The organism is Mesorhizobium silamurunense (assembly GCF_014843905.1).
Lineage (GTDB): Bacteria > Pseudomonadota > Alphaproteobacteria > Rhizobiales > Rhizobiaceae > Mesorhizobium > Mesorhizobium silamurunense.
On sequence record NZ_LPVS01000010.1, the window covers coordinates 56,332 to 77,418 of the forward strand.

Consider the following 21,087-nt stretch of genomic DNA (forward strand, 5'->3'; position numbering starts at 1 on the left):
CAATTGCAGGTCGCTATTTCTCAACCCAACGGTCACATCGGCGCAGCCGTGAAGAGTTGAAGGAAATCGATCATGTCCCAATCGCTGCAGGGCAAAACCGCAATCGTCACCGGCAGTTCACGTGGCATCGGCCGTGCCGTAGCCGAGGGTCTCGCCGCCGACGGCGCGTCCGTCGTCGTCAACTATGTCGGCAACAGAAAGGCCGCCGATGACGTGGTCGCTGCCATTTCGGTCAACGGCGGAAAAGCGGTGGCAATCCAGGCGGATATTTCCATTCCAGCCGATGTCCGCAGGCTGTTCGACGAAGCCGAGGACCAGCTGGGCGCCATCGACATCGTCATTGCCAACGTCGGCATCGCCGTCATCAAACCGCTCGTCGAAGCAAGCGAGGCCGATTTCGACCACGTCTTCGGCACCAACGCCAAGGGCACGTTCTTCACGCTTCAGGAAGCGGCCAAGCGTGTCCGCGATGGCGGCCGGATCATTGCCGTCTCGACCGGCGGCACCAAGATGTTCTTCACCCAGACGGCGCTCTATCTCGGCAGCAAGGGTGCCGTCGAGCAGTTCGTTCGCGTGCTCTCGCGCGAGCTCGGGCCGCGCGGCGTCACCGTGAATGCGCTGTCGCCAGGCTTCACCGACACCGACCTGCTGCCGGAGCGGGATCGCGCCGTGGCAGCCGGCATGTCGCCGTTCGGCCGGATAGGCACGCCACGCGATGTTGCCGATGTTGCAGTCTTCCTGGCCAGCGACGCAGCCCGCTGGCTGACCGGCGAGAATATCCAGGCCGGCGGCGGAGTCGCCTAGTCCGCCATTGTCTCCAAGCTCGCAAATCCCTGCGGCGCGTCGCCCTCATCGAACGGCGTCGTCACCTCGACGAACGTGTCCGGAAAGAAGCCGTTGAAGCGCGTCCTCAGTGACAGCGAATAGGCGCCGATATGGCCGATCTCGATCCAGTCGCCGGTATCGACTGTCTCCGGCAGCCAGAACGGTCTGGACAATATGTCGACGGAATCGCAGGTCGCGCCGCAGACCTTGAACGGCACGATTGTCTTGTCGCTGCCGTTGCGCGTGCGGATCGCGGGATCCGGGATGAAGCGCGCCGGCAACGTGATCTTGCCGGTCCATGAATCCGACAGCGATGCCCAGATGCCGTCATTGATGTAAAGCCGTTTGCCCTTGCGCAGCAGCACGCGCACGATCAGCGACAGGCAACGCGCCACGATCACGCGGCCGGGCTCGGCGACCAGCGGCATCTCGTCAAACTGATACTCCTCGAGGTCGCCGGCCAGCCGCGACATGAGCTGGCCGAGTGACGGCATCTCGATGTGCTTGCGATTGGGATCGTGGCCGTATTCGGCGGGAAAGCCGCCGCCCACGTCGAGCCCGGCAATGTCGAAGGTCAGCCGGTTGCGCACCCAGTCGGCCGAGGCCAGCGCCCGCTCATAGGTGTCCGGGTCCTCGATCTGGCTGCCGACATGGAAGCAGAGGCCGACCTTGTATCCGGTGCGGTTGAGCCGCTCGGCAAGCTCGACCGCGTTGGCCGGCCCGGCGCCGAATTTCTTCGACAGCTCATAGGCCGCATGGCCTTTGGTCTGGATACGCACGAACACCGTCACCGCGCCCGGGTCGATGTCGAGCGCCCGCACCACGCGCGTCAGCTTGGTGATCTCGTCCTCATGGTCGAGCGAAATCACCCGGATGCCGTATTTCTCCAGCGCCAGCTTGATGTCCGACTGCGCCTTGACCGGATGCATGTAGAGCATCTCGGCATCCGGTGAGACAGCGCGCACAGCGGCGAACTCGCCGGGCGAGGCCACGTCGAAGGCGCTGACCCCGGCCTCCACCAGTGACTTCAGCACAATCTGTTCGCCATTGGTCTTGACCGCATAGGCTGTCTTGCCGGGGAACATGCCCATGAACTGCAGGGCATCAGCCCTCAGAACCTGAGGGCGGAAGCAATAGACCGGATCGTCCGGACGAAGCGCCAGTGCCGCCTCGCGGGCATTTTCGAATCGCTGCATGGACGAATCCTTGATCTGGGCGCGCACAATTAATCCTAGCTAGCCGCCAAAGAAAACAGTTCTGTGTCTCGCCTTCGCGCCCGGCGGACTGCACCCTTTCCGCCAACGCTAAACCATCGGTCAGGCTTCGGGTGGCCCTTGCCGCCAGACCGTATATCGATTGGAGCTGTTCGGCGGCTGAGATTGCGATCGGCCTGGGAGGGTTGACGACATGACGATTACGGCTGGCGCCGCGGCGACGCGCGGACCGATGACGCTCAAGGACTGGGCGCAGCTCCTGCTGCTCGGCGCGATCTGGGGCGGCTCCTTCTTCTTTGCCCGCATTGCCGTGTCGGAGATCCATCCGCTGGCGCTGGTGCTGTTTCGCGTCGCCATCGCCGCGGCCGCGCTTCAGCTCTATCTGGCGATCCGCGGCCCGTCCTTCCGGCTCGCCTTTCCTTACGCCGGCCTGTTCTTCCTGCTGGCGCTGACCAATAACGTCGTTCCCTTTTCGCTGATCTTCGCCGGCCAGACCGAACTCGGCGCCGGTGTCGCCTCGGTGCTCAACGCCACGACACCGTTCTGGACACTGATTCTCGCCAATGCGCTCACCACGGACGAAAAGCTCTCATGGAACAAGCTGGCCGGCATCGCGCTCGGCGTCGCAGGCACAGCTGTCATGATCGGTCCTGGTCTTGCTGCCGGCCTCGGGGGGCCGGTCTGGGCCAAGTTCGCGCTGATCGGCGCCTCGCTGTCCTACGCGGTCGCCCTGATGGTCGCGCGACGCTTCAATGGCGTGCCCTCGCCGGTCATCGCCACCGGGCAACTGACCGCCTCGACCGTCATCATGATCCCGGTCGTGCTTGCGCACGGCCCGGCCGGACTATTTTCGGCCTCGCCGCCGGTCTGGGCCGCGGTGCTGGGGCTGGCGCTGCTCTCCACGGCCTTTGCCTACATCCTCTATTTCAACCTCGTCGCCTCGGCCGGCGCCACCAATGCCTCGCTGGTCACTTTGATCGTGCCAGTCAGCGCCGTGCTGCTCGGTTTCCTGTTCCTCGGTGAACGCCTGCAGCTCTTCGAAATGGGCGGCATGGTGCTGATCGGACTCGGCCTGATCACCATCGATGGCCGCCTGTTCGGCCGATGGTAGCGGTGCCATTGCCACGGCTTCGCCATAATTTATTCACAACTCTTGGATCGATTTTTGCCGAAGAGTTTCAACGGCTAACGGCAAATCGGAAGTCGCAAATTCCACAATCATGTCGCATTGCAGCACGTTTTCCGCTTGCCTGTGACCCAAATGACTCTAGATTCCGGCCATGGCTCTGAAGAGGAGGCTATGGCATGGGACTGACGAGGCCAATCAACGCTTTGATGATTTGTGCCGCATTCGCATTCATCGGTGCCCTTATCATAGGCGTTCTTCCCTAACCCGCCAAAGCCGGGAAGATCCACACCGAGAGTAGTCCAAACAGTTCGAAAAGGCCGGTTCTACCCGGCCTTTTCCGTTTCCAGCCGTTTCAGGCCGCGGCCGATCCCGCCGCCTCCGCCTCGTGCGAGCGGATGCCGATCATATGGCAGACGGCAAAGACCAGGTCGGCCCGGTTCATCGTGTAGAAATGGAAATCGCCGACGCCCCGCTCGACGAGATCGTGCACCTGCTCAGCCGCTACCGCCGAAGCCACCAGCGCATGCGTCTGCGGGTCGTTCTCCAGCCCTTCGAAGCGTTCGGCCAGCCACGCCGGCACCAGCGCACCGCAGCGCGACGAGAAATTGGCGACCTGGGTGAAGTTGTGCACCGGCAGGATGCCCGGCACGATCGGGATATAGATGCCGGCGCGGCGCGCCCGCTCGACATAGCGCTCGTAGAGATCGTTGTCGAAGAAGAACTGGGTGATCGCCCGCGTCGCGCCATTGTCGACCTTGCGCTTCAGCATGTCTATGTCGGTGGCGAAATCCGGGCTTTCCGGATGCTTTTCCGGATAGGCCGAGACCGAGATGTCGAAATCGCCGGCGCTCTTCAGCGCCCCGACCAGCTCGGCGCCGTTGGCATAACCGTCGGGATGCGGACGGTACGCGGTTCCCACGCCCGCTGCCGGATCGCCGCGCAAGGCGACGAAACGGGTGACGCCCATGCCGGCGAACTCCTGGATGACACCGTCGACCTGATGACGGGCCGCGTCGACGCAGGTCATGTGCGCGGCCGGCCTCAGTGTCGTCTCGTTGAGGATGCGCTTCACCGTGCGTGCGGTGCGCTCGCGGGTCGAGCCGCCCGCGCCATAGGTCACCGAGACGAATCTCGGCTTGAGCGGCTCCAGCCGGGTGACGGTATCCCAGAGCCTAGCTTCCATCTCGTCGGTCTTCGGCGGGAAGAACTCGAACGAAACCCGGACCTTGTCGCCAATGTCGGGGCGGCGGGAAAAGCGGAACTGGTTCATCAGGCTGTTTCCCCCATTGGATATGTTTTGGCTGGCAGCGTGTCATTGGACGGATCGGCGATCAGCAGGCGGCGGTCGCGGCCAAGCCAGAGCTTGACGGTGAGCCTGGCCTCGGCCTGCCCGCGCGGCTCGAATTCCTGTCTGTCCTCGAGATCGAGCCCTGCCTCCTCGAACCAGTCGGCGATCTGCCGGTCTGAGAAGCCAAGCCGCATATGGGCGTGCTGGTCGCGCAGGAACTCGAGATTGTGGGGTGCGAAATCGACGATGACCAGCCTGCCCGACGGACGCAGCAGCCTCGCCGCCTCGCCGATGGCGCGGGCCGGATCGTCGAGATAGTGCAGCACCTGGTGGATGGTGACGAGATCGAAGGCGTTGCGCTCGACCGGCGGCGAAAAGATGTCGCCCTGGCGCACCTGCGCGTTGGCGACCCCCGCCTTGTCGAGATTGGCGCGCGCCACCGTCAGCATCTCGCGCGACATGTCGATGCCGACGCCGCGCCGGTAGAGCGGCGCAAAGATCTCCAGCAGCCTGCCGGTGCCGGTGCCGAGGTCGAGCATCGACTGGAATGGCCGTTTGCCGACGAGCTTGAGCAATGCGGCTTCGACCGCGCGATCGGGCACATGCAGCGAGCGGATACGATCCCAACTCGCCGCGTTTTCGGAGAAATATTCGGCGGCGCGATCCTGCCGCTTGCGCTTGACCGCGGCCAGCCGCTCCAGATCGCGCACCACCTGCGGATCGGCCTCGCGCACGCCGGAGACCAGGCGCTGCACGAAATCGCGCGAGCTGTCCGTGTCCGACAGTCTGAAGAAGGCCCAGGACCCTTCCTGGTAGCGGCCGATCAGCCCGGCATCGAGCAGCAGCTTCAGGTGTCGAGAGACGCGCGGCTGCGACTGGCCAAGGATCTCGGTGAGGTCGGAGACCGTGAGGTCCCCGCGCGACAGCAGCACCAAGATGCGCAGGCGGCTGGATTCGGCTGCCGCCTTCAATGTATCTACCATCGTGTCGAGCGTGACATGCATGAACGGGTTCTCACTGAAAGATATAAAGATATGTTTATGTCGGATTTGAAACCCTGGCAAGCACTATGTCGCTTCCGGACAAGAAAATGGCGCAGCCGTGATCCGCGCGCCGCGAACGATTGAGCGGACGAAGACGATGTTCGAGACGCGCGAGGGCGAGAAGCTCCTGAAGATCGATCCGGCGGATATGCCGCCGGACGGCCATCTCGTCTTCATCGGCCATATCGTCTCGCCCTGGACGAGCCGCGAGGATTGTCCGAAAAACATGCGCGCCGCCCGCGAAGCCGGACGGACAGCGACCATCCTGATTGACGAGCCATACCGCCAGGGGCTGCAGAACCTGGATCGCGCCAGCCACATCGTCATCCTGTCCTGGTTCGATCGCGCGCCGCGGACTCTGATTGTGCAGAAACCGCGCCATGCGGCTGAACCGAAAGGCGTTTTCTCGCTGCGCTCCCCCGCCCGGCCGAACCCTGTCGGCCTGCATGTCGCGAAGCTTGTCGCGGTCGACATCGAGGCCGGCCGGATCGAGATCGACGCCATCGACGTGCTGGACGGCACGCCGGTCATCGACATCAAGCCATACTACGCTTCGATCGATGCCTTCCCCGAAGCGACCATTACCGGACGCGACGAGAAATGAACGCGCCGACCGGCCGTCGCCGCGCCATTGCCAAGGCGCTGACCGCGCTCTTGCCGTTCGCCCCTTATGCCGACATGGAAAAGATCCGCGCCGATGCCGGCGCCATGCATATGAAGACCTTGCCGCCGACGATCGCGGTATGGCTGGCAACCATCGCTCATGTCCGCCACACCCATACCGACTACGAGAAATTGCTCGCCGAAGGCTATGACCGGGACTCGGCGCGCTTCTTCGTCATCGAGCAGACCAATGCGGTGCTGACCCGTTGGCGCGCAACGCGCTTGTTGGAGGAAGACGACGAGGACGAGTGAAGCAGATGGAACCCGCCCGGATCGCGTAGGCTCCTCGCGGGCAGGCCAGGCAGCGCCAGTCGCCTGGCTCTACTTCGTTTAGGACCGAACGCTAGCCTGCATTGCCGCAAACAACGAGGGAGGACTGAAATGAACCGAGCCGCCGCCCCCGAACCGTCCGGGTCGCCGCCCATCGTCTCGGACCGTCATGTTGACCCGCACACCTATCCCGACGGGGTGGCTTACTTCGACGGCCAATACCTGCCAATGTCGCAGGCCAAGGTCTCGGTGCTGGACTGGGGTTTCCTGAACTCGGACGCCACCTACGACACGGTTCATGTCTGGGATGGTCGCTTTTTCCGGCTCGACCTGCATCTCGACCGTTTCTTCGGCGGGCTGGAAAAGCTGCGCATGACGATCCCGTTCGACCGCGACGGGGTCGCCGAAATCCTTCACAATTGTGTCGCGCTGTCCGGCCATCGCGCCGCCTATGTCGAGATGTTATGCACGCGCGGCGCCTCGCCGACCTTCAGCCGCGATCCGCGTCAGGCGAACAACCGGTTCATGGCTTTTGCCGTCCCTTTCGGCTCGGTCGCCAATGCCGAGCAATTGCGAAACGGCCTCAATGTCGCGATCAGTGACAAGGTGCGCATCCCGCCCGCCTCGATCGATCCCTCGATTAAGAACTACCACTGGCTTGACCTGGTGCGTGGGCTCTACGATGCCTACGACCGCGGCGCCGACACCGCGCTGATCCTCGACTTCAACGGCAACGTCGCCGAAGGCCCGGGCTTCAATGTGTTCTGCGTCAAGGGTGGCAAGTTGTCGACGCCCGCAGTCGGCGTTCTGCCCGGGATCACGCGCCGCACCGTATTCGACCTGTGCGCCGAGGTGGGGCTGTCCGCGGTAGCGGCGGATGTCAGCGTGGCCGCGCTCAAGACAGTCGACGAAGTCTTCATCACCTCGACCGCCGGCGGCATCATGCCCGTCACGACGATCGACGGCACTCCGATCGCCGACGGCAAGGTCGGTGCGATCACAAGGCGGCTGATGGCGCTCTATTGGCAAAAGCACGACGACCCGGCCTGGTCGAACCCGGTGCATTACCGTCAGACCCGATAGATCCACTGCTCCGGCACCCGCACCGATATCTCCTCGCCGGATCTGATCGTGCCCGGCTTCTCGACCCAGGCGACGAGGCCGCGCAGCCGTTTCGCCGCCTTCGGGAACACCAGCGCTCCCGCTTCATGGTCGGCCATGCCGGCATTCTCGGCGATCGAGCGGCCGGCGATGCGGCAAGGCCCGTTCTGCCCATCGATCTTGATGGTCGCCCCACCCTTGAAGAACAAGAGCGAGCCTGCCGGCAGCATGGAAAGGCGCGGCACGCCTTCGATCAGCAGGTTGGCGCCGGTCCACTCCGGCTTGATCTCCGCGATGCCCATGCGCTCCGCCACGACGGCCAGTTCGTCTGCTGCGACAAGCGACAATTGACGCTCGTTGCGCATCTCGGTGCCACGCGGATACCAGGGCTCGCGCCCGCCCGAACGCCGCGTCGCGCCGGCATGGAAATCGCCCGCTATGCCGTCGAAGCCGAGGCGCAATTCCTCCACCGGCTTTGTCTCGAAATGATCAAAGGGCGCTATGTAGAGCGCCGCGGCCCTCGCCGCGAGCTTGCGGCCCGGCACGATCTCGACGGGCGTTTCAATCGTGGAGAACAGGTCCGGCATCGGTTCCGCCTTTTGCGTCGGCCGCTTGTCGCACTTCGGCTGCCCAGGCGGCAAGAGCGGTCTCGGCCAGAGCCCTGAGGTCTTCTGCCGAGGCGCCGTCGCGCGCCTGGATCGACATTCCGTGCATGACGCCGGTCAGGTACTTGGCCAATCGCTCGACGGACAGATCCGCCGGCAACTCGCCGGCTTCACGCCCCTTGGCCAGCCGCGCCGCGATCGCCGCTTCGGTCGCCTTGCGATATGTCTTGAGCTCGTCCGCGATGCCTTGCGCCTGCGGCGAGGCCGCCAGCGCGCCGCTGATGAAAAGGCAGCCGCCGGGCTTGCCCGGCCGGGTGTAGGCCTCAGCCGCTCCCATCAGCAGCAAACGGATCGCCTCCTTGACCGGCACCGGCGCGCTGAGCGCGTCCAGCGCAAACCCGATCTCCTTCTCGTGGTAGCGCACCAGCGCCCGACGGAACAACGTCTCCTTGTCGGCGAAAGCGTTGTAGATCTGCGGTGGCGTCAGGCCCATGGCCTCGCGCAGCATGGCAAGCGAGGTCGCCTCATAGCCATGTTCCCAGAACAGATGCATCGCGGCGTCGAGCGCCGCCTCCGGATCGAATGCGCGCGGCCTGCCTCCACGTGACTTCTCGAAATTTTCCATAGTGATCGATACGAAACCCATTGACTCGCCTGTTTCGAGTAACGTAACAATCAATACGTAACCTGACAAGTGCAAGCACCCGAGCCGTCAGAGCCATCCGCAGCAAGCAAAGGAGAACCGACATGCCGATCACCGTGACCGCGCCCGAAGGCGTGCTGACAGCAGCTGGCGAGCGCGAAATCCTGCCCCGCCTGAGCGCCGCGCTCATCGAAGCTTCCGGAGCCACCGGGAATTCATTCTTCACCGCAATCGTCGGCGGAACGGTCCATGTTCTGCCGAATCATCGCATCTATGCGGGCGGCACCAACCGGCCCGTCGTCATGGTGGAGCTGAAATTGCCGAACATCGGCCTGGCCTCCATCGAGGAGCGAGAGGCATTCATCACAGCCGCCGCCAGGATCGTCGCGGACCTTTGCTTGCCGGGCCACAGGCCCGAAAACACCTGGATCAACATCCTCAATGCGCCCGACGGCGGCTGGGGCATCGGCGGCCGGCAATATTCAGGCGAGGCGCTGGTCGCGGCAGCGATGGCCGCCACGCAATAATCGCGGGTCCTCAGCGCGAGGAGACACCCACGCGCGATGCGGCGTTGGCCGGGTCCTGCGTTCGTGGCGATCACGACGTTCTTACTGGCCGCTCGCTGCGCCGCTTCGCTTTAATGGCGGCGCAACGATAAGGATTGACCATGCAACCCGGACCTGCAATCGCGGCATTGTGGCTGATCTGGCTGGTGTCCTGGGCGCTTGCAGCTTTCTGGGCCGATCCCGTGCAAAAGCGCGCCGGCTTCAGGGCTGAGGCCCGGTATCGGGTGCTTTGGCTCGCCGGCACCGTCCTGCTGTTCGTGCCGGCGCATGGCTATGTCGGCCGGCTTCGGCTCTGGACGCCGACGCTTGCCGAGGCGTGGATTTGCGTCGCCCTGATCGCCATCGGCATCGCCTTCGCGTGGTGGGCGCGCCTGCATCTGGGCAGGCTGTGGTCGGGCACCGTCACCGCCAAGGCCGATCATCGCGTGGTCGACACCGGGCCTTATCGGCTGGTCCGCCACCCGATCTATACCGGCCTGCTGCTTTCGATCCTGGCCACCATGGCGGCGAAGGGCACCGTTTGGGGCGTTGCCGGCGCCGCCCTTCTGCTTATAGGCATCGTCGTCAAGGCCAGGCTGGAAGAGAGCTTCCTGCGCGGAGAGCTCGGACCCGCCTATGACGACTACGCCAGGCGCGTGCCGATGCTGGTGCCGTTCGCACCCGCCTGAGCCGGTTACAACATCCTCAGCAGCGCGCCGCCGATCGAATAGCCGGCGCCGAAGGCGCAGAGCAGGCCGAAATCGCCGGCCTTCATGTCGGCATGGTTTTCCGACAGCGCCACGATCGCGCCGGCGCCCGCCGTGTTGCCGAGCCGTTCCAGCACCATCGGCGCGCGGTCGTGGCCGACATCGTGGCCGAAGGCGAGTTTCAGGATCATCGCGTTCATGCGCGCATTGGCTTGATGCAGCCAGAAGCGGCGGATGCCTTGCGGCGTCAGCCCATGCTCGGCCAGGAACTCGACGATGAATTTGTGGCCGGCGACAGTGACTTCCTTGAACACCTTGTTGCCGATCTGCTTGATCAGATTGCCTTCGAGTTTGATCTGGTAGGGATCATCCTGGGCGGTGCGGGTGTGGTAGCCGAGATTGGTGCGGATGTTGTTCGACATTTGCGTCCAGGTGCGCGTGTCGAGCACCTCGAAGCGTCCCGGCCGCTTCTCGCCCTGGCTGAGCCCTTCGACGATCATGGCGACGGAGGCGTCGCCGAAGATGAAATGCGTCTGCCGGTCGCGGAAGTTGAGATGTCCAGTTATGATCTCGGGCGTCGACACCAGGATGCGCTTGTGCGCCCCTGCCCTGACCAGATTGACCGCGATGTGCAGCGCCGCCGCGGCGGAAGAGCAGCCGAGCCCCATGTCGAAACCGGCGCCCTTGGTGCCTAGCGCCTCCTGCATCTCGATGGCGATCGCCGGATAAGGCCGCTGATGATGCGAGGCCGAGCAGATCACCAGATCGATATCCGACGGTTCCACGCCGGCATGGGCGATCGCCTTTCTGGCTGAAGCGACGCCGAATTCCGCCTCCAGCGACAGCGCGTCGTCCGGCCGCGCTGGAATGCGCGGCGCCATGCGGGTCGGGTCGAGAATGCCCTGGCGCTCGATCACATGACGGGTCTGCACGCCCGACGCATGCACGATGAAGTCGCTGTCCGATTTCTGCAGCGGCGTCTCGCCGGTGACGGCGCGGCGCGCATTCTCTGTGTCGACCCAGCTGTTGAAGCTTTCGACCAGTTCTTCATTGGTGATGACAGGCTCGGGGATTTCGGCGCCGATGCCGCTGATGATGACGCGATGCATGTCCAATCCGTCCGAGGCACGGCCTTTTGTTCCGAAGCAAGCCGGCGGCTACCCTTGAAGCATTTGCCCGGTTTATGCCAGCCTAAACCTCTGTTGCGCGCGGCTATCGCGGTGAGTTGACCGGAAGACAGTCAGGCGCGCTTGGCGATGATGAAGATGCGAGGGAAACGCAGCAGCACCTTGCCGTTCGCCGTCTTCGGATAGGCCTTTGCGATCTTGGCGGTATAGCTTTCGAGGAAAGTCTTCTTCTCGTCCGCATCGAGCGGATCGAGGAACGGCTTCAGCCCTGTCGCCTTCACCCATTCGACGATCGCCTCGGCGTCGGCCAGCGGATGGTTATAGATCGTGTGCCAGATATCCACGCGGTCGGCGAGCGGCGACAGAAGATCGTAGTAGAAGGAAACCGGCGGCAGCGGCGCGCGAGCGGCGCCCTTGAGCTTGGCCGAGAACGGCATCTCGGCCGCCGTGTCGCGCATCAACCGATGCGAAGGCTCGCCGAGATTGTCGGGCATCTGGATGGCCAAGGCCCCGCCGGGCGCCAGCAATCCCATCAGCGGCCGGAACACCGCCGGATGCTCCGGCAGCCACTGGAACACGGCGTTGGCGAAGATCACGTCGACTGGGTTTTCCGGCTGCCAGACGGAAGCATCCGCAAGCGCGAAGTTGACGTTGGGCAGCCGCGCCCTCGCCTTCTCGATCATGTCGGGCGAGGTGTCGAAGCCGCTGACCTCGGCATCCGGCCAGCGTTCGACGAGCAGTTCCGTCGAATTGCCCGGACCGCAGCCTATGTCGACGACGCGGCGCGGAAAGTCGACCGGCACCTGCGCCGCCAGATCGCGCGCCGGTCGCGTGCGCTCATCCTCGAATTTCAGATATTGGGCGGCGGACCAGTCGGGTTTCATCTCGGTGGGGGTATTGCTCATCGATAGATTTCGCGACGATTACCAACTTCCACGACCAGAACGATCAGCCGGCTGTCCTGGAATTGAGCGATGACCCTGTAGTCGCCGACGCGAAAACGCCAAGCCTCTTCCCTGGTCGCGGTCAGCCGTTTGGCAAGGGCCTTTGGGTTGGGGTGCGACGATACTCTCTGGTTCAGGAACTCTAGAATGCGGCGTTGGTCTTTGGTCGACAGCCGTTCGATGTCTTTCACGGCTCTTGGCGTGAACTCGACACGCCAGTTCATTCAGCGGCGGGCTTCTTGCGGCGTTCCTCGGCTTCACGACGCTCAAGCTTCCGCATCACGTCGTCCAGCGGAACGCGAACGCCGTCGTCATCCTTCAGGCGTTCGTCCGCTATCCTGGCGTCCTGCCAATCCTCGATCGCCTCGAGGATGGCTTCTGTCACGACCTGATCCGTCGAACGGCCGCTTTCCTTGGCCATGGCGGCCAGCAGCTTCTCGGCTCTCTCAGGCAATTCGACCGTGATCATATGGGAAGCTCCATCCGGTCAATTTAGGTCAAATAGCGGATGCCTGCAACGGATCGGGACGCCCTACCGCGTCAGCCGCTTGTGCGTCATGCGGTGCGGGGTCGCCGCTTCCGCGCCCAGGCGGCGGAGCTTGTCCTTCTCATATTCCTCGAAGTTGCCTTCGAACCATTCGACATGCGCGTCGCCCTCGAAAGCGAGCATGTGGGTCGCCATGCGGTCGAGGAACATGCGGTCGTGGCTGATGATGACCGCGCAGCCGGCATAGGCTTCGAGCGCGTCTTCCAGCGCGCTCAGCGTTTCGGTGTCGAGGTCGTTGGTCGGTTCGTCGAGCAGCAGCACATTGCCGCCGCCCTTCAGCATCTTGGCCAGATGCACGCGGTTGCGCTGGCCGCCCGAAAGGTTGCCGACCTTCTGCTGCTGGTCGCCGCCGCGGAAGTTGAAGGACGAGCAGTAGGCGCGGCTGTTGACCTCGTGCTTGCCGAGCTTGATGACCTCGGCGCCGCCGGAGATCTCTTCCCAGACCGTCTTGTTCGGGTCGAGCGCGTCGCGGCTTTGGTCGACATAGCCGAGCTTGACCGTTTCGCCGATGCGGATCGAGCCGGCATCCGGTTTTTCCTGGCCGGTGAACGTCTTGAAAAGCGTCGTCTTGCCGGCGCCGTTCGGGCCAATGACGCCAACGATGCCGCCCGGCGGTAGCCTGAACGACAGGTTCTCGATCAACAGCTCGTCGCCGAAACCCTTGTTGAGGCCCTCGACCTCGATGACGACATTGCCGAGGCGCTCGCTTGCCGGGATGACGATCTGCGTGTCGGTCGGCTTGCGGTTCTGCGATTGCTCGACCAGTTCCTCATAGGCCTTGATACGCGCCTTGGACTTGGTCTGGCGCGCCTTCGGCGAGGACTGGATCCACTCGCGCTCACGCCAGATCGCCTTCTGGCGGGAATCGTCCTCGCGGCCTTCCTGGATCAGGCGCTTGGCCTTGGCGTCGAGATATTTGGTGTAGTTGCCCTCATAGGGGATGCCGCGGCCGCGATCGAGCTCGAGGATCCAGCCGGTGACGTTGTCGAGGAAGTAGCGATCGTGGGTGATGATCAGCACCGAGCCCGGATAGTCGCGCAGGTGCTTTTCCAACCATTGCGTGGTCTCGGCGTCGAGATGATTGGTCGGCTCGTCGAGCAGCAAAAGGTCGGGCTGCTCCAGGAGCAGCCGGCAGAGCGCCACGCGGCGACGCTCGCCGCCCGACAGGTTGGTCACCTCGGAATCGGCCGGCGGACACTGCAGCGCGTCCATCGCCATCTCGACCTGCTGCTCGAGGTCCCACAGGTTGAGGCGATCCATCTCGTCCTGGAGCTTGGCCGACTCGTCCGCCGTCTCGTCGGAATAGTTCATCATCAGCTCGTTGTAGCGCTCGATGATGGCGGTCTTCCTGGCGACGCCGTCCATGACGTTTTCGCGCACTGTCTTGCTTGCATCGAGCTGCGGCTCCTGCGCGAGGTAGCCCACGGTCGCGCCCTCGGCCAGCCAGGCCTCGCCCTGATACTCCTTGTCGAGCCCGGCCATGATGCGCAGGATGGTCGACTTACCCGAGCCGTTGGGGCCGAGAATGCCGATCTTGGCGTCCGGATAGAAGGACAGGTGGATGTTATCGAGCACCTTCTTGGTGCCGTAGGCCTTCGACAGGCCGGACATGTGATAGATGAACTGGCGAGCCACGCGTGCTTTCCCTGGAAACTGAGGTGTCAGGTTGAATGGGGGTTGCGCGCTATGTAGGCGATGAAGCGCCGAACGGCAATCGCTTTCGGCATGCCGCAATTTGTCCCGGAGCTTTCGCCGGGCTGGAGCACCCGTCCCTGGTATCGATCTTTTCGTCGCCCCGTCCGGGCTGACGAAAGCAGCGGTTAACCATTCGCCGTCAAAACGATGACAGGTGAGCAAAATCGTGTGAGGGCGCGATTTCGGGAAAGATCGGATCGACGCAGTGCTGAACGCTGTCCTGCTCCTTGCCGAAGCGGTTCTCTACTTCGGCGCCATGGTCACGCTCTTCCGCTTCCGGCGCCGCATCGGGCTTGGCGTGTTCGTCTGCGCTATCGGCGTCATGCACTTCCTCGAAACCTACCTCGCCAGCGTCTTCTACGTTGCGCTGCCCTTCGGCATGGTCTCGCCGGGTTCGGCCGTGCTGTTCTCCGGCAAGCTGGTGATGCTGCTCCTGCTATACATGAAGGAGGACGCGGCGACCGTCCGTCAGCCCATCTACGGCCTGCTGCTCGGCAATGCGCTGATGATCGGACTGGTGCTGATCCTGCGCCTGCATGCGATCTCCCCGCTTCCCGACGGCAGGATGCCGGATATCGGCTTCGTCGACGAGATGGGTTGGCTGATGGTGTGGGGCACCTCGCTGCTCTTCGTCGACGCCATTTTGATCATCCTGCTCTACGAAAAGCTCGGCGCCTATCTGCGCCACATGCCTTTCGCCCGTATCCTCGCCTGCGTCGCCTGTGTGCTCACATTCGACCAGGCGGGTTTCTTCACCGCGCTGCATTTCGTCGCCGGCGCACCGATCGAGGTCTTCTTCGGCGGGTGGTTCGCCAAGATGGCGGCGGCGCTCGCTTACAGCGGCATGCTCGTCGCCTATCTCAGGTGGGTCGAGGACCACGACATCACGCTGCCGCGCGGCCTCTCCGACATCTTCGACACCCTCACCTATCGCGAACGCTACGAGGCGCTGGTCAAGCATGTCGGCCGCGACGGGCTCACCGGGCTGCTGCACCGCGGCAGCTTCGATGCCGACGGCGAGGCGGCTGTCGCGGCGGGCATCCGGACCGCCAGACCGCTCAGCCTGCTCATCGTCGACGTCGACCACTTCAAGTCGATCAACGACCGGTTCGGCCACGCCGAAGGCGACAAGGTGCTGAAATCGGTCGCGGCCGTGTTGATCGAGACCGTCGGCAGCGAAAAGCAGGTGTTCAGGATCGGCGGCGAGGAGTTTGCGATCCTGTGCCCGCAGCCGCATGCACTAGCGAAGCTGCTCGGCGAAGGCATCAGGAACGCGGTCAAGACCTCGACGCACACCAGCCGCTTCAACATAACGGTAAGCGCCGGCGTCTCCACCGTCAGCGAGACGACGCGCTGCCTGGCCGACATCTTCGCGCTTGCCGACCAGCGCCTCTACAAGGCCAAGTCGAGCGGCCGAGACCGCGTGATCGGCGAACCGGGCAGCGAGGCCGGCGCCCGTGAGGCGACCCCAAAGACCGCCTAACCCGGCTGCCGGCCTACTGGAACCCGATCGCGTCGACCGTGCCCTTCGGGCAGCCGGCCTTACCCGTCGGCGCCGAGGCCTTGAGCAGGTCGGCGAGCTTGCTGTCAGGGCCGATCGGACCGGAGAGACCGAGCGTCAGCTCGCCGATCAGCCGCCGGCCGCTCGACGGATCGACAAGGCAGGAGACGCGCACGCGCTCGCCGGCACCCTTGCCGAAGGCCTGGTCGAAGGCATCGCGGATCTGGTCCGATGTCAGCTGCTTGCCGATGCTCTTGGTGAAGAGATCGCGCACCGGCGAGGCGTTCACCGCACGCATCAGATCGAGCGCGTCGGAGAAATACTCCTGCTGGCTCTTGCCGTAGCAGGTGCCGTGCTTGATCCATTCGTGGCGTTCGAGCTTGGAGGCCGTGCCAGGCATCACCTGGTCGAGCTCGGCGCGCGTGTTGGCGTCGAGATCGACGGGTGGCAAATCCCCCCAATGCGCGGGATTGTCGTTGGCCTTGTCGCCCGCCGACACCTGGCAATAGAAATTGCCGTTCGGCTGCGGCCACAACCCATGCAGCGTGAAGTGGGAAGCATCGAACTCGCTGGGGTTCTGCGCCTTGCATTCGGGCTTGCTGGCCTTGGTCTCGCAGAAGGCGGGCTGCCAGCTCAGCGCGAAGACATATTCAGGCTTGCCGGAACCAGGCTGCGACGGCTTGGTCTGGCCGGCAGGCGACGGCGTGGCCGACGCGCTGCCGCCGGTGACGTGGCCGCAGCTGATCTTCACCCAACGCCGCTCCGGATCGGCGCCCGGAACCTGGATGAGATAGTGGGTCGGCTCATCCTTGTTGCCGGCCAGAAGCTGATAGCTTTGTCCTGCTTCGGTGGACACGTCGCCGGGGTTCTTGCCGCTCTTGATGGCCTGCGTCGCCGGACAGGCGCTCTCGGCCACGAAAGTGCCGCTCATCTTGACGTCGGCCTTCGCCGCGCCGGCGCCGGCCGCAGCCAACAAGACCGAACCCCATAGTGCCCAAACCCGCATTCCCGCTCTCCCGGCGATCATCGAACCGTATTGGATTCGTCACAATAGAACGGGCGACGTGTCAGAATTGCGATCTTTTTCACCGCGCGAAAATAATCCCCAGGTGAACGCTTCAGCTCCTGCGCATACTGTCAACCTGGTCCACGCGGGCGCTGCTCTCTTGACGCCGCCGAAACCCTCGCCCATCAGTCCCGAAGGGAGCGAGATATGCCATTCGACAAGCAGACCAGGCTGGCCTCACCGACCGGGGCCGACCTATGCATCTATGTGAAGCATGCCGGTGGAAATCCGCGCGCGGCGATCCAGATCAACCATGGCCTGGCCGAGCATGCGGAGCGCTATGCCCGCTTTGCCGAATTCCTCGCCCCGCGCGGCTTCCATGTCTACGCCCATGACCATCGCGGCCATGGCGCGACAAAGGCGCCCGATGCGCCGCTCGGCAGGTTCGCCGACGTCGACGGCATCGCCAAGGTGATTGCGGATGTCGGCGCCGTCCACGACCTGATCGCCTCCGAGCATCCGGGATTGCCGGTCATCGTCTTCGGCCATTCGCTCGGCGCCTCGATCGCGTTGAATTTCGTCCTGCGCCATTCCGAGCGTGTTCATGCCGCAGCGATCTGGAACGGAAATTTCTCGCAAGGCCTGCTCGGCCAGTTGGCGTTGGGTATTCTCGGCTGGGAGCGGATGCGACTGGGGTCCGACGTGCCGTCGCGCCTGCTGCCGAGGCTCACCTTCCAGGCCTGGGGCAAGGCCGTGCCCGACCACCGGACCTTGTTCGACTGGCTGTCGCGCGATCCGGCCGAGGTCGACAAATACATCGCCGATCCGCTCTGCGGCTGGGATGCCTCCATCTCGATGTGGCGCGATGTGGTCAAGATGGCGCTTCACGGCGGCAAGGATTCCAGCTTTGCCGGCGTGCGCCGCGACCTCTTCGTCAATCTGGTCGGCGGCGAGAAGGACCCGGCGTCGGACTATGGCAAGGCGGTTCACCATCTCGCCCGGCGCATGGACCGAATGGGCTTTTCGAATCTGGTTTCAAAGGTTTACGCCGACACCCGCCACGAAAGCCTGAACGAGATCAACCGCGACATCATTATGGGCGATTTCGCCGCCTGGGCAGACAGCGCGCTGAAGTCTGACTGGCGTGGCCCACAGCATGAGCCGTGACACAGCCGGCTACGATTGATAGTGCATGTCGCCCAAAAGTGCGCAGCGGTTTTGGGATAACGACATGCACAAAGCAGGATTCTAGGCTGCGCTTCATCAAACCACGGTGATCCATGACTGAGCCTCCGCTGAAAGGCATTCGCGTTATCGAACTCGCCCGCATCCTGGCGGGACCCTGGGCCGGGCAGTTGCTCGCCGATCTCGGCGCCGATGTCATCAAGGTCGAGAGCCCGGACGGCGGCGACGACACCCGCAAATGGGGGCCGCCCTTCGTCATGAGCCATGACGGCGAGAACCTGTCGGCGGCCTATTATCATTCCTGCAATCGCGGCAAGCGCTCGGTCGCCATCGATTTCTCCAAGCCGGAGGGCGCCGACACGCTGCGCCGCCTCGTTGCCACAGCGGACGTGCTGATCGAAAACTTCAAGCTCGGCGGCCTCAAGAAATACGGCCTCGACTATGAGAGCCTGAAGACGATCAATCCGCGCCTCGTCTATTGCTCGATCACCGGCTTCGGCCAGGACGGCCCCTACGCGCCGCGCGCGGGCTATGATTTCATCATCCAGGCGATGGCCGGCATGATGTCGATCACCGGCGAGCCTGGCCGCGAGCCGCAGAAGGCAGGCGTCGCAATCTCCGATCTGTTCACCGGTCTCTATTCGGTGATCGCCATCCAGGCGGGACTTCGCCACGCGGAAAAAACCGGCGAAGGCCAGCATGTCGACATGGCGCTGTTCGACAGCCAGATTTCGGCGCTGGGCAACCAGAACCTCAACTATCTCGTCTCCGGCAAGTCGCCTGTGCAGATGGGTAACGCGCATATGAACATCGCGCCCTACGAGGTGCTGCCGGTGAAGGACGGGCACATCATCCTGGCGGTCGGCAATGACGGCCAGTTCGCCAAGTTCTGCGCCGTGGTCGGTCTCACCGACCTGCCCGCCAATCCGGATTTCGCCACCAACCCCGCCCGCGTCACCAACCGCGCGAAGCTGCGCGAACTGATCATCGAAACGCTGGCGACCTGGGATCGCGACCCGCTTTTGGCGAAGCTCGAAGCGGCAAGCGTGCCCGCAAGCCCGATCAACACCATCGGCCAGATGTTCGCCGACCCGCAGACGATCGCGCGCGGCATGCGGCTCGACCTCGACGACGGCCACGGCAATCGCCTGCCTTCGGTGCGTTCGCCGATGGTGATGTCCGGCACCCCGCTCGTCTATGAGCGCCCCTCGCCTCGTCTTGGCGAGCACACGCAAGAAATTCTTGCCGAACTGGAGAGATCAGCAAAATGAAGACCGGCGGACAACTGATCGTCGAGGCGCTCGAAGCGAACGGCACCGACCGCATTTTCTGCGTTCCCGGCGAATCCTATCTGGCGGTGCTCGATGCGCTGCATGACTCGTCGATCCGCACCATTGTCTGCCGCCAGGAAGGCGGTGCGGCAATGATGGCCGACTGCCAGGGGCGCCTGACCGGCAAGCCCGGTATCTGCTTCGTCACCCGCGGCCCCGGCGCCACCAACGCTTCGGCCGGCATCCACATCGCCATGCAGGATTCGGTGCCGCTGATCCTGTTCATCGGCCAGGTCGCCAGCCACGCCAAGGAGCGCGAGGCGTTTCAGGAGGTCGACTACAAGCGTTTCTTCGGCGACATCGCCAAATGGGTGGTCGAGATCGACGATGCCTCGCGCATCCCGGAATTCGTCACCCGCGCCTTCGCGGTGGCGACGTCAGGCCGCCCCGGCCCGGTCGTCATCTCACTGCCAGAGGACATGCTGACCAGCGAGGTCGAGGCGCCGGAAGCCCTTCCGCACACGCCGGTCGAGACGCGCCCCGGTGAGGCCGAGATCGACGCGCTGGAAATGCTGCTCGCCGGCGCCAAGCGTCCGTTCGTCATTCTCGGTGGCACGCGCTGGGATGAGAAAGCGGTGGCGCGGATGCAGACGATCGCCGAGACATGGTCGCTTCCCGTCGGCTGCTCCTTCCGCCGCCAGATGCTGTTCGACCATCTTCATGCGAACTACGCCGGCGATGTCGGCATCGGCATCAATCCCAAGCTGGCGGCGCAGATCAAGGCGGCCGACGTCGTGCTGCTTATCGGCGGCCGCATGGGCGAGATGCCCTCTTCCGACTACACACTGCTCAAGAGCCCCTACCCCGACCAGGCGCTGGTGCATGTCCACGCCGATGCCGGCGAGCTCGGCCGCGTCTACCGGCCGACCCTGGCGATCAACGCCTCGCCGTCGGCTTTCGTCGAGGCTTTCGCCAAGCGAAGGCCGGCCGGCACGCCGTCATGGGCGGACGAGACGGCGAAAGCTCACGCCGCCTATCTCGAATGGTCGACGCCACCGCAGACCGGCCCCGGCGCCGTCCAGATGGGGCCGATCATGAACTACCTGGAAAAAGCACTGCCGGAGGACGCCATCCTCACCAACGGCGCCGGCAATTACGCCACCTGGGTGCACCGCTTCCATCGCTTCCGCCGCTTCGCCACGCAGGCGGCGCCGACCTCCGGCTCGATGGGCTACGGCACGCCGGCGGCCGTAGCCGCCAAGGCGCTGCACCCGGACCGCGAGGTCATCGCCTTCGCCGGTGACGGCTGCTTCCTGATGAACGGGCAGGAGTTCGCGACCGCCGTGCAATACGGCCTGCCGATCATCGTGGTCGTCGTCAACAACGGCATCTACGGCACGATCCGCATGCACCAGGAGCGGGAATATCCGAGCCGGGTCGTCGCCACCGACCTCAAGAACCCGGACTTCGCCGCTCTCGCCCGCGCCTGTGGCGGCCATGGCGAGACGGTCGAGAAGACCGAAGACTTCGCTGCCGCCTTCGAGCGCGCACGCGCCAGCGGCAAGCCGGCGATCGTCGAGATCAGGCTCGATCCCGAAGCGATCACCCCGACCCGCACATTGACCCAGATCCGCGACAAGTCGTGAGACGAAGTAATTCCAGGAAAAGTGTGTAACGGTTTTCCGTCCGGAATTGCGCAAAAACAAATAGTCAGAGCAGTTCGGCGTTTCGCGAACCGACGAACTGCTCTAGCAAAACGAGGCGGTTGCCCGCCTCGT

Annotated in this window: 22 protein-coding genes; 11 read left to right on the top strand and 11 right to left on the bottom strand. The window is 64.1% G+C overall.

What is annotated here, in order from left to right; genetic code table 11:
* The first annotated feature begins 72 nt into the window (after positions 1 to 72).
* A complete protein-coding gene (locus AU465_RS01195; RefSeq protein WP_192243212.1) occupies positions 73 to 804 on the top strand; it encodes an SDR family oxidoreductase in 732 nt (243 codons plus the stop codon).
* On the opposite strand, the gene AU465_RS01200 is transcribed toward AU465_RS01195, so the two are convergent.
* Positions 801 to 2,021: an alanine racemase gene (locus AU465_RS01200; RefSeq protein ID WP_192243214.1), complete on the bottom strand. Its 1,221-nt coding sequence runs from the start codon at positions 2,019 to 2,021 to the stop codon at positions 801 to 803. The two genes, AU465_RS01195 and AU465_RS01200, sit on opposite strands and share 4 nt — an antisense overlap.
* Positions 2,022 to 2,232: 211 nt before the next feature.
* Here AU465_RS01200 and AU465_RS01205 point away from each other — a divergent pair, with 211 nt between their 5' ends.
* Positions 2,233 to 3,150, top strand: coding sequence for a DMT family transporter (locus AU465_RS01205; protein WP_192243216.1), 918 nt, complete (start codon positions 2,233 to 2,235; stop codon positions 3,148 to 3,150).
* A gap of 370 nt (positions 3,151 to 3,520) precedes the next feature.
* Here AU465_RS01205 and metF read toward each other — a convergent pair whose 3' ends face one another.
* Together metF and AU465_RS01215 are read right to left on the bottom strand one after the other, a co-directional pair.
* On the bottom strand, positions 3,521 to 4,438 hold the full coding sequence (gene metF / locus AU465_RS01210; protein WP_192243218.1) for a methylenetetrahydrofolate reductase [NAD(P)H]: 918 nt from the start codon (positions 4,436 to 4,438) through the stop codon (positions 3,521 to 3,523).
* Positions 4,438 to 5,460, bottom strand: coding sequence for an ArsR/SmtB family transcription factor (locus AU465_RS01215; RefSeq protein WP_192243220.1), 1,023 nt, complete (start codon positions 5,458 to 5,460; stop codon positions 4,438 to 4,440). The genes metF and AU465_RS01215 overlap by 1 nt, the downstream gene beginning before the upstream one ends.
* Before the next feature lie 136 nt (positions 5,461 to 5,596).
* Here AU465_RS01215 and tsaA point away from each other — a divergent pair, with 136 nt between their 5' ends.
* The 3 genes from tsaA (at position 5,597) to AU465_RS01230 (ending at position 7,515) form a co-directional block, all read left to right on the top strand.
* Positions 5,597 to 6,103 carry a tRNA (N6-threonylcarbamoyladenosine(37)-N6)-methyltransferase TrmO gene (gene tsaA / locus AU465_RS01220; protein WP_192243222.1) on the top strand — a complete coding sequence of 169 codons (507 nt, stop codon included), beginning with the start codon at positions 5,597 to 5,599 and terminating at the stop codon, positions 6,101 to 6,103.
* Positions 6,100 to 6,414, top strand: a complete 315-nt coding sequence (locus tag AU465_RS01225; protein WP_192243225.1) for a DUF2293 domain-containing protein — start codon at positions 6,100 to 6,102, stop codon at positions 6,412 to 6,414. Before tsaA ends, AU465_RS01225 begins: the two co-directional genes overlap by 4 nt.
* Before the next feature lie 129 nt (positions 6,415 to 6,543).
* Positions 6,544 to 7,515 (top strand): aminotransferase class IV, encoded by a 972-nt coding sequence (locus tag AU465_RS01230; RefSeq protein ID WP_192243227.1) that lies wholly within the window; start codon positions 6,544 to 6,546, stop codon positions 7,513 to 7,515.
* On the opposite strand, the gene AU465_RS01235 is transcribed toward AU465_RS01230, so the two are convergent.
* Together AU465_RS01235 and AU465_RS01240 are read right to left on the bottom strand one after the other, a co-directional pair.
* Positions 7,503 to 8,120, bottom strand: coding sequence for an MOSC domain-containing protein (locus AU465_RS01235; RefSeq protein ID WP_192243229.1), 618 nt, complete (start codon positions 8,118 to 8,120; stop codon positions 7,503 to 7,505). The two genes, AU465_RS01230 and AU465_RS01235, sit on opposite strands and share 13 nt — an antisense overlap.
* The gene (locus AU465_RS01240) at positions 8,095 to 8,784 is read right to left on the bottom strand and encodes a TetR/AcrR family transcriptional regulator (RefSeq protein WP_246505804.1); all 690 of its coding nucleotides are present in this window, start codon (positions 8,782 to 8,784) and stop codon (positions 8,095 to 8,097) included. Before AU465_RS01240 ends, AU465_RS01235 begins: the two co-directional genes overlap by 26 nt.
* Positions 8,785 to 8,885: 101 nt before the next feature.
* Here AU465_RS01240 and AU465_RS01245 point away from each other — a divergent pair, with 101 nt between their 5' ends.
* Positions 8,886 to 9,308 (top strand): tautomerase family protein, encoded by a 423-nt coding sequence (locus AU465_RS01245; RefSeq protein WP_192243231.1) that lies wholly within the window; start codon positions 8,886 to 8,888, stop codon positions 9,306 to 9,308.
* A 140-nt stretch (positions 9,309 to 9,448) separates the two neighbouring features.
* Positions 9,449 to 10,015 carry a methyltransferase family protein gene (locus AU465_RS01250; protein ID WP_192243233.1) on the top strand — a complete coding sequence of 189 codons (567 nt, stop codon included), beginning with the start codon at positions 9,449 to 9,451 and terminating at the stop codon, positions 10,013 to 10,015.
* Between the two features lie 5 nt (positions 10,016 to 10,020).
* Here AU465_RS01250 and AU465_RS01255 read toward each other — a convergent pair whose 3' ends face one another.
* From AU465_RS01255 to ettA, 5 genes are all read right to left on the bottom strand, one after another.
* Positions 10,021 to 11,142, bottom strand: a complete 1,122-nt coding sequence (locus AU465_RS01255) for a beta-ketoacyl-ACP synthase III (RefSeq protein WP_192243235.1) — start codon at positions 11,140 to 11,142, stop codon at positions 10,021 to 10,023.
* Positions 11,143 to 11,273: 131 nt separating this feature from the next.
* A complete protein-coding gene (gene tam, locus AU465_RS01260) occupies positions 11,274 to 12,065 on the bottom strand; it encodes a trans-aconitate 2-methyltransferase (RefSeq protein WP_376774800.1) in 792 nt (263 codons plus the stop codon).
* Complete coding sequence (locus tag AU465_RS01265; RefSeq protein ID WP_192243237.1) at positions 12,062 to 12,328, bottom strand: type II toxin-antitoxin system RelE family toxin; 267 nt, start codon at positions 12,326 to 12,328, stop codon at positions 12,062 to 12,064. The genes tam and AU465_RS01265 overlap by 4 nt, the downstream gene beginning before the upstream one ends.
* Positions 12,325 to 12,573 carry a DUF6290 family protein gene (locus tag AU465_RS01270; RefSeq protein ID WP_192243239.1) on the bottom strand — a complete coding sequence of 83 codons (249 nt, stop codon included), beginning with the start codon at positions 12,571 to 12,573 and terminating at the stop codon, positions 12,325 to 12,327. Before AU465_RS01270 ends, AU465_RS01265 begins: the two co-directional genes overlap by 4 nt.
* Before the next feature lie 63 nt (positions 12,574 to 12,636).
* Positions 12,637 to 14,286 carry an energy-dependent translational throttle protein EttA gene (ettA, locus tag AU465_RS01275; RefSeq protein WP_192243241.1) on the bottom strand — a complete coding sequence of 550 codons (1,650 nt, stop codon included), beginning with the start codon at positions 14,284 to 14,286 and terminating at the stop codon, positions 12,637 to 12,639.
* 265 nt (positions 14,287 to 14,551) lie between these two features.
* Here ettA and AU465_RS01280 point away from each other — a divergent pair, with 265 nt between their 5' ends.
* Positions 14,552 to 15,829 (top strand): GGDEF domain-containing protein, encoded by a 1,278-nt coding sequence (locus tag AU465_RS01280; RefSeq protein ID WP_312891171.1) that lies wholly within the window; start codon positions 14,552 to 14,554, stop codon positions 15,827 to 15,829.
* Positions 15,830 to 15,842: 13 nt separating this feature from the next.
* Here AU465_RS01280 and AU465_RS01285 read toward each other — a convergent pair whose 3' ends face one another.
* On the bottom strand, positions 15,843 to 16,853 hold the full coding sequence (locus tag AU465_RS01285) for a ribonuclease T2 family protein (protein WP_192243243.1): 1,011 nt from the start codon (positions 16,851 to 16,853) through the stop codon (positions 15,843 to 15,845).
* Positions 16,854 to 17,060: 207 nt separating this feature from the next.
* Here AU465_RS01285 and AU465_RS01290 point away from each other — a divergent pair, with 207 nt between their 5' ends.
* From AU465_RS01290 to AU465_RS01300, 3 genes are all read left to right on the top strand, one after another.
* Positions 17,061 to 18,020, top strand: a complete 960-nt coding sequence (locus AU465_RS01290; protein WP_192243245.1) for an alpha/beta fold hydrolase — start codon at positions 17,061 to 17,063, stop codon at positions 18,018 to 18,020.
* Positions 18,021 to 18,133: 113 nt separating this feature from the next.
* The gene (locus AU465_RS01295; RefSeq protein WP_192243247.1) at positions 18,134 to 19,309 is read left to right on the top strand and encodes a CaiB/BaiF CoA transferase family protein; all 1,176 of its coding nucleotides are present in this window, start codon (positions 18,134 to 18,136) and stop codon (positions 19,307 to 19,309) included.
* A complete protein-coding gene (locus AU465_RS01300) occupies positions 19,306 to 20,955 on the top strand; it encodes a thiamine pyrophosphate-binding protein (protein WP_192243249.1) in 1,650 nt (549 codons plus the stop codon). Before AU465_RS01295 ends, AU465_RS01300 begins: the two co-directional genes overlap by 4 nt.
* The last annotated feature ends 132 nt before the right edge of the window (positions 20,956 to 21,087 follow it).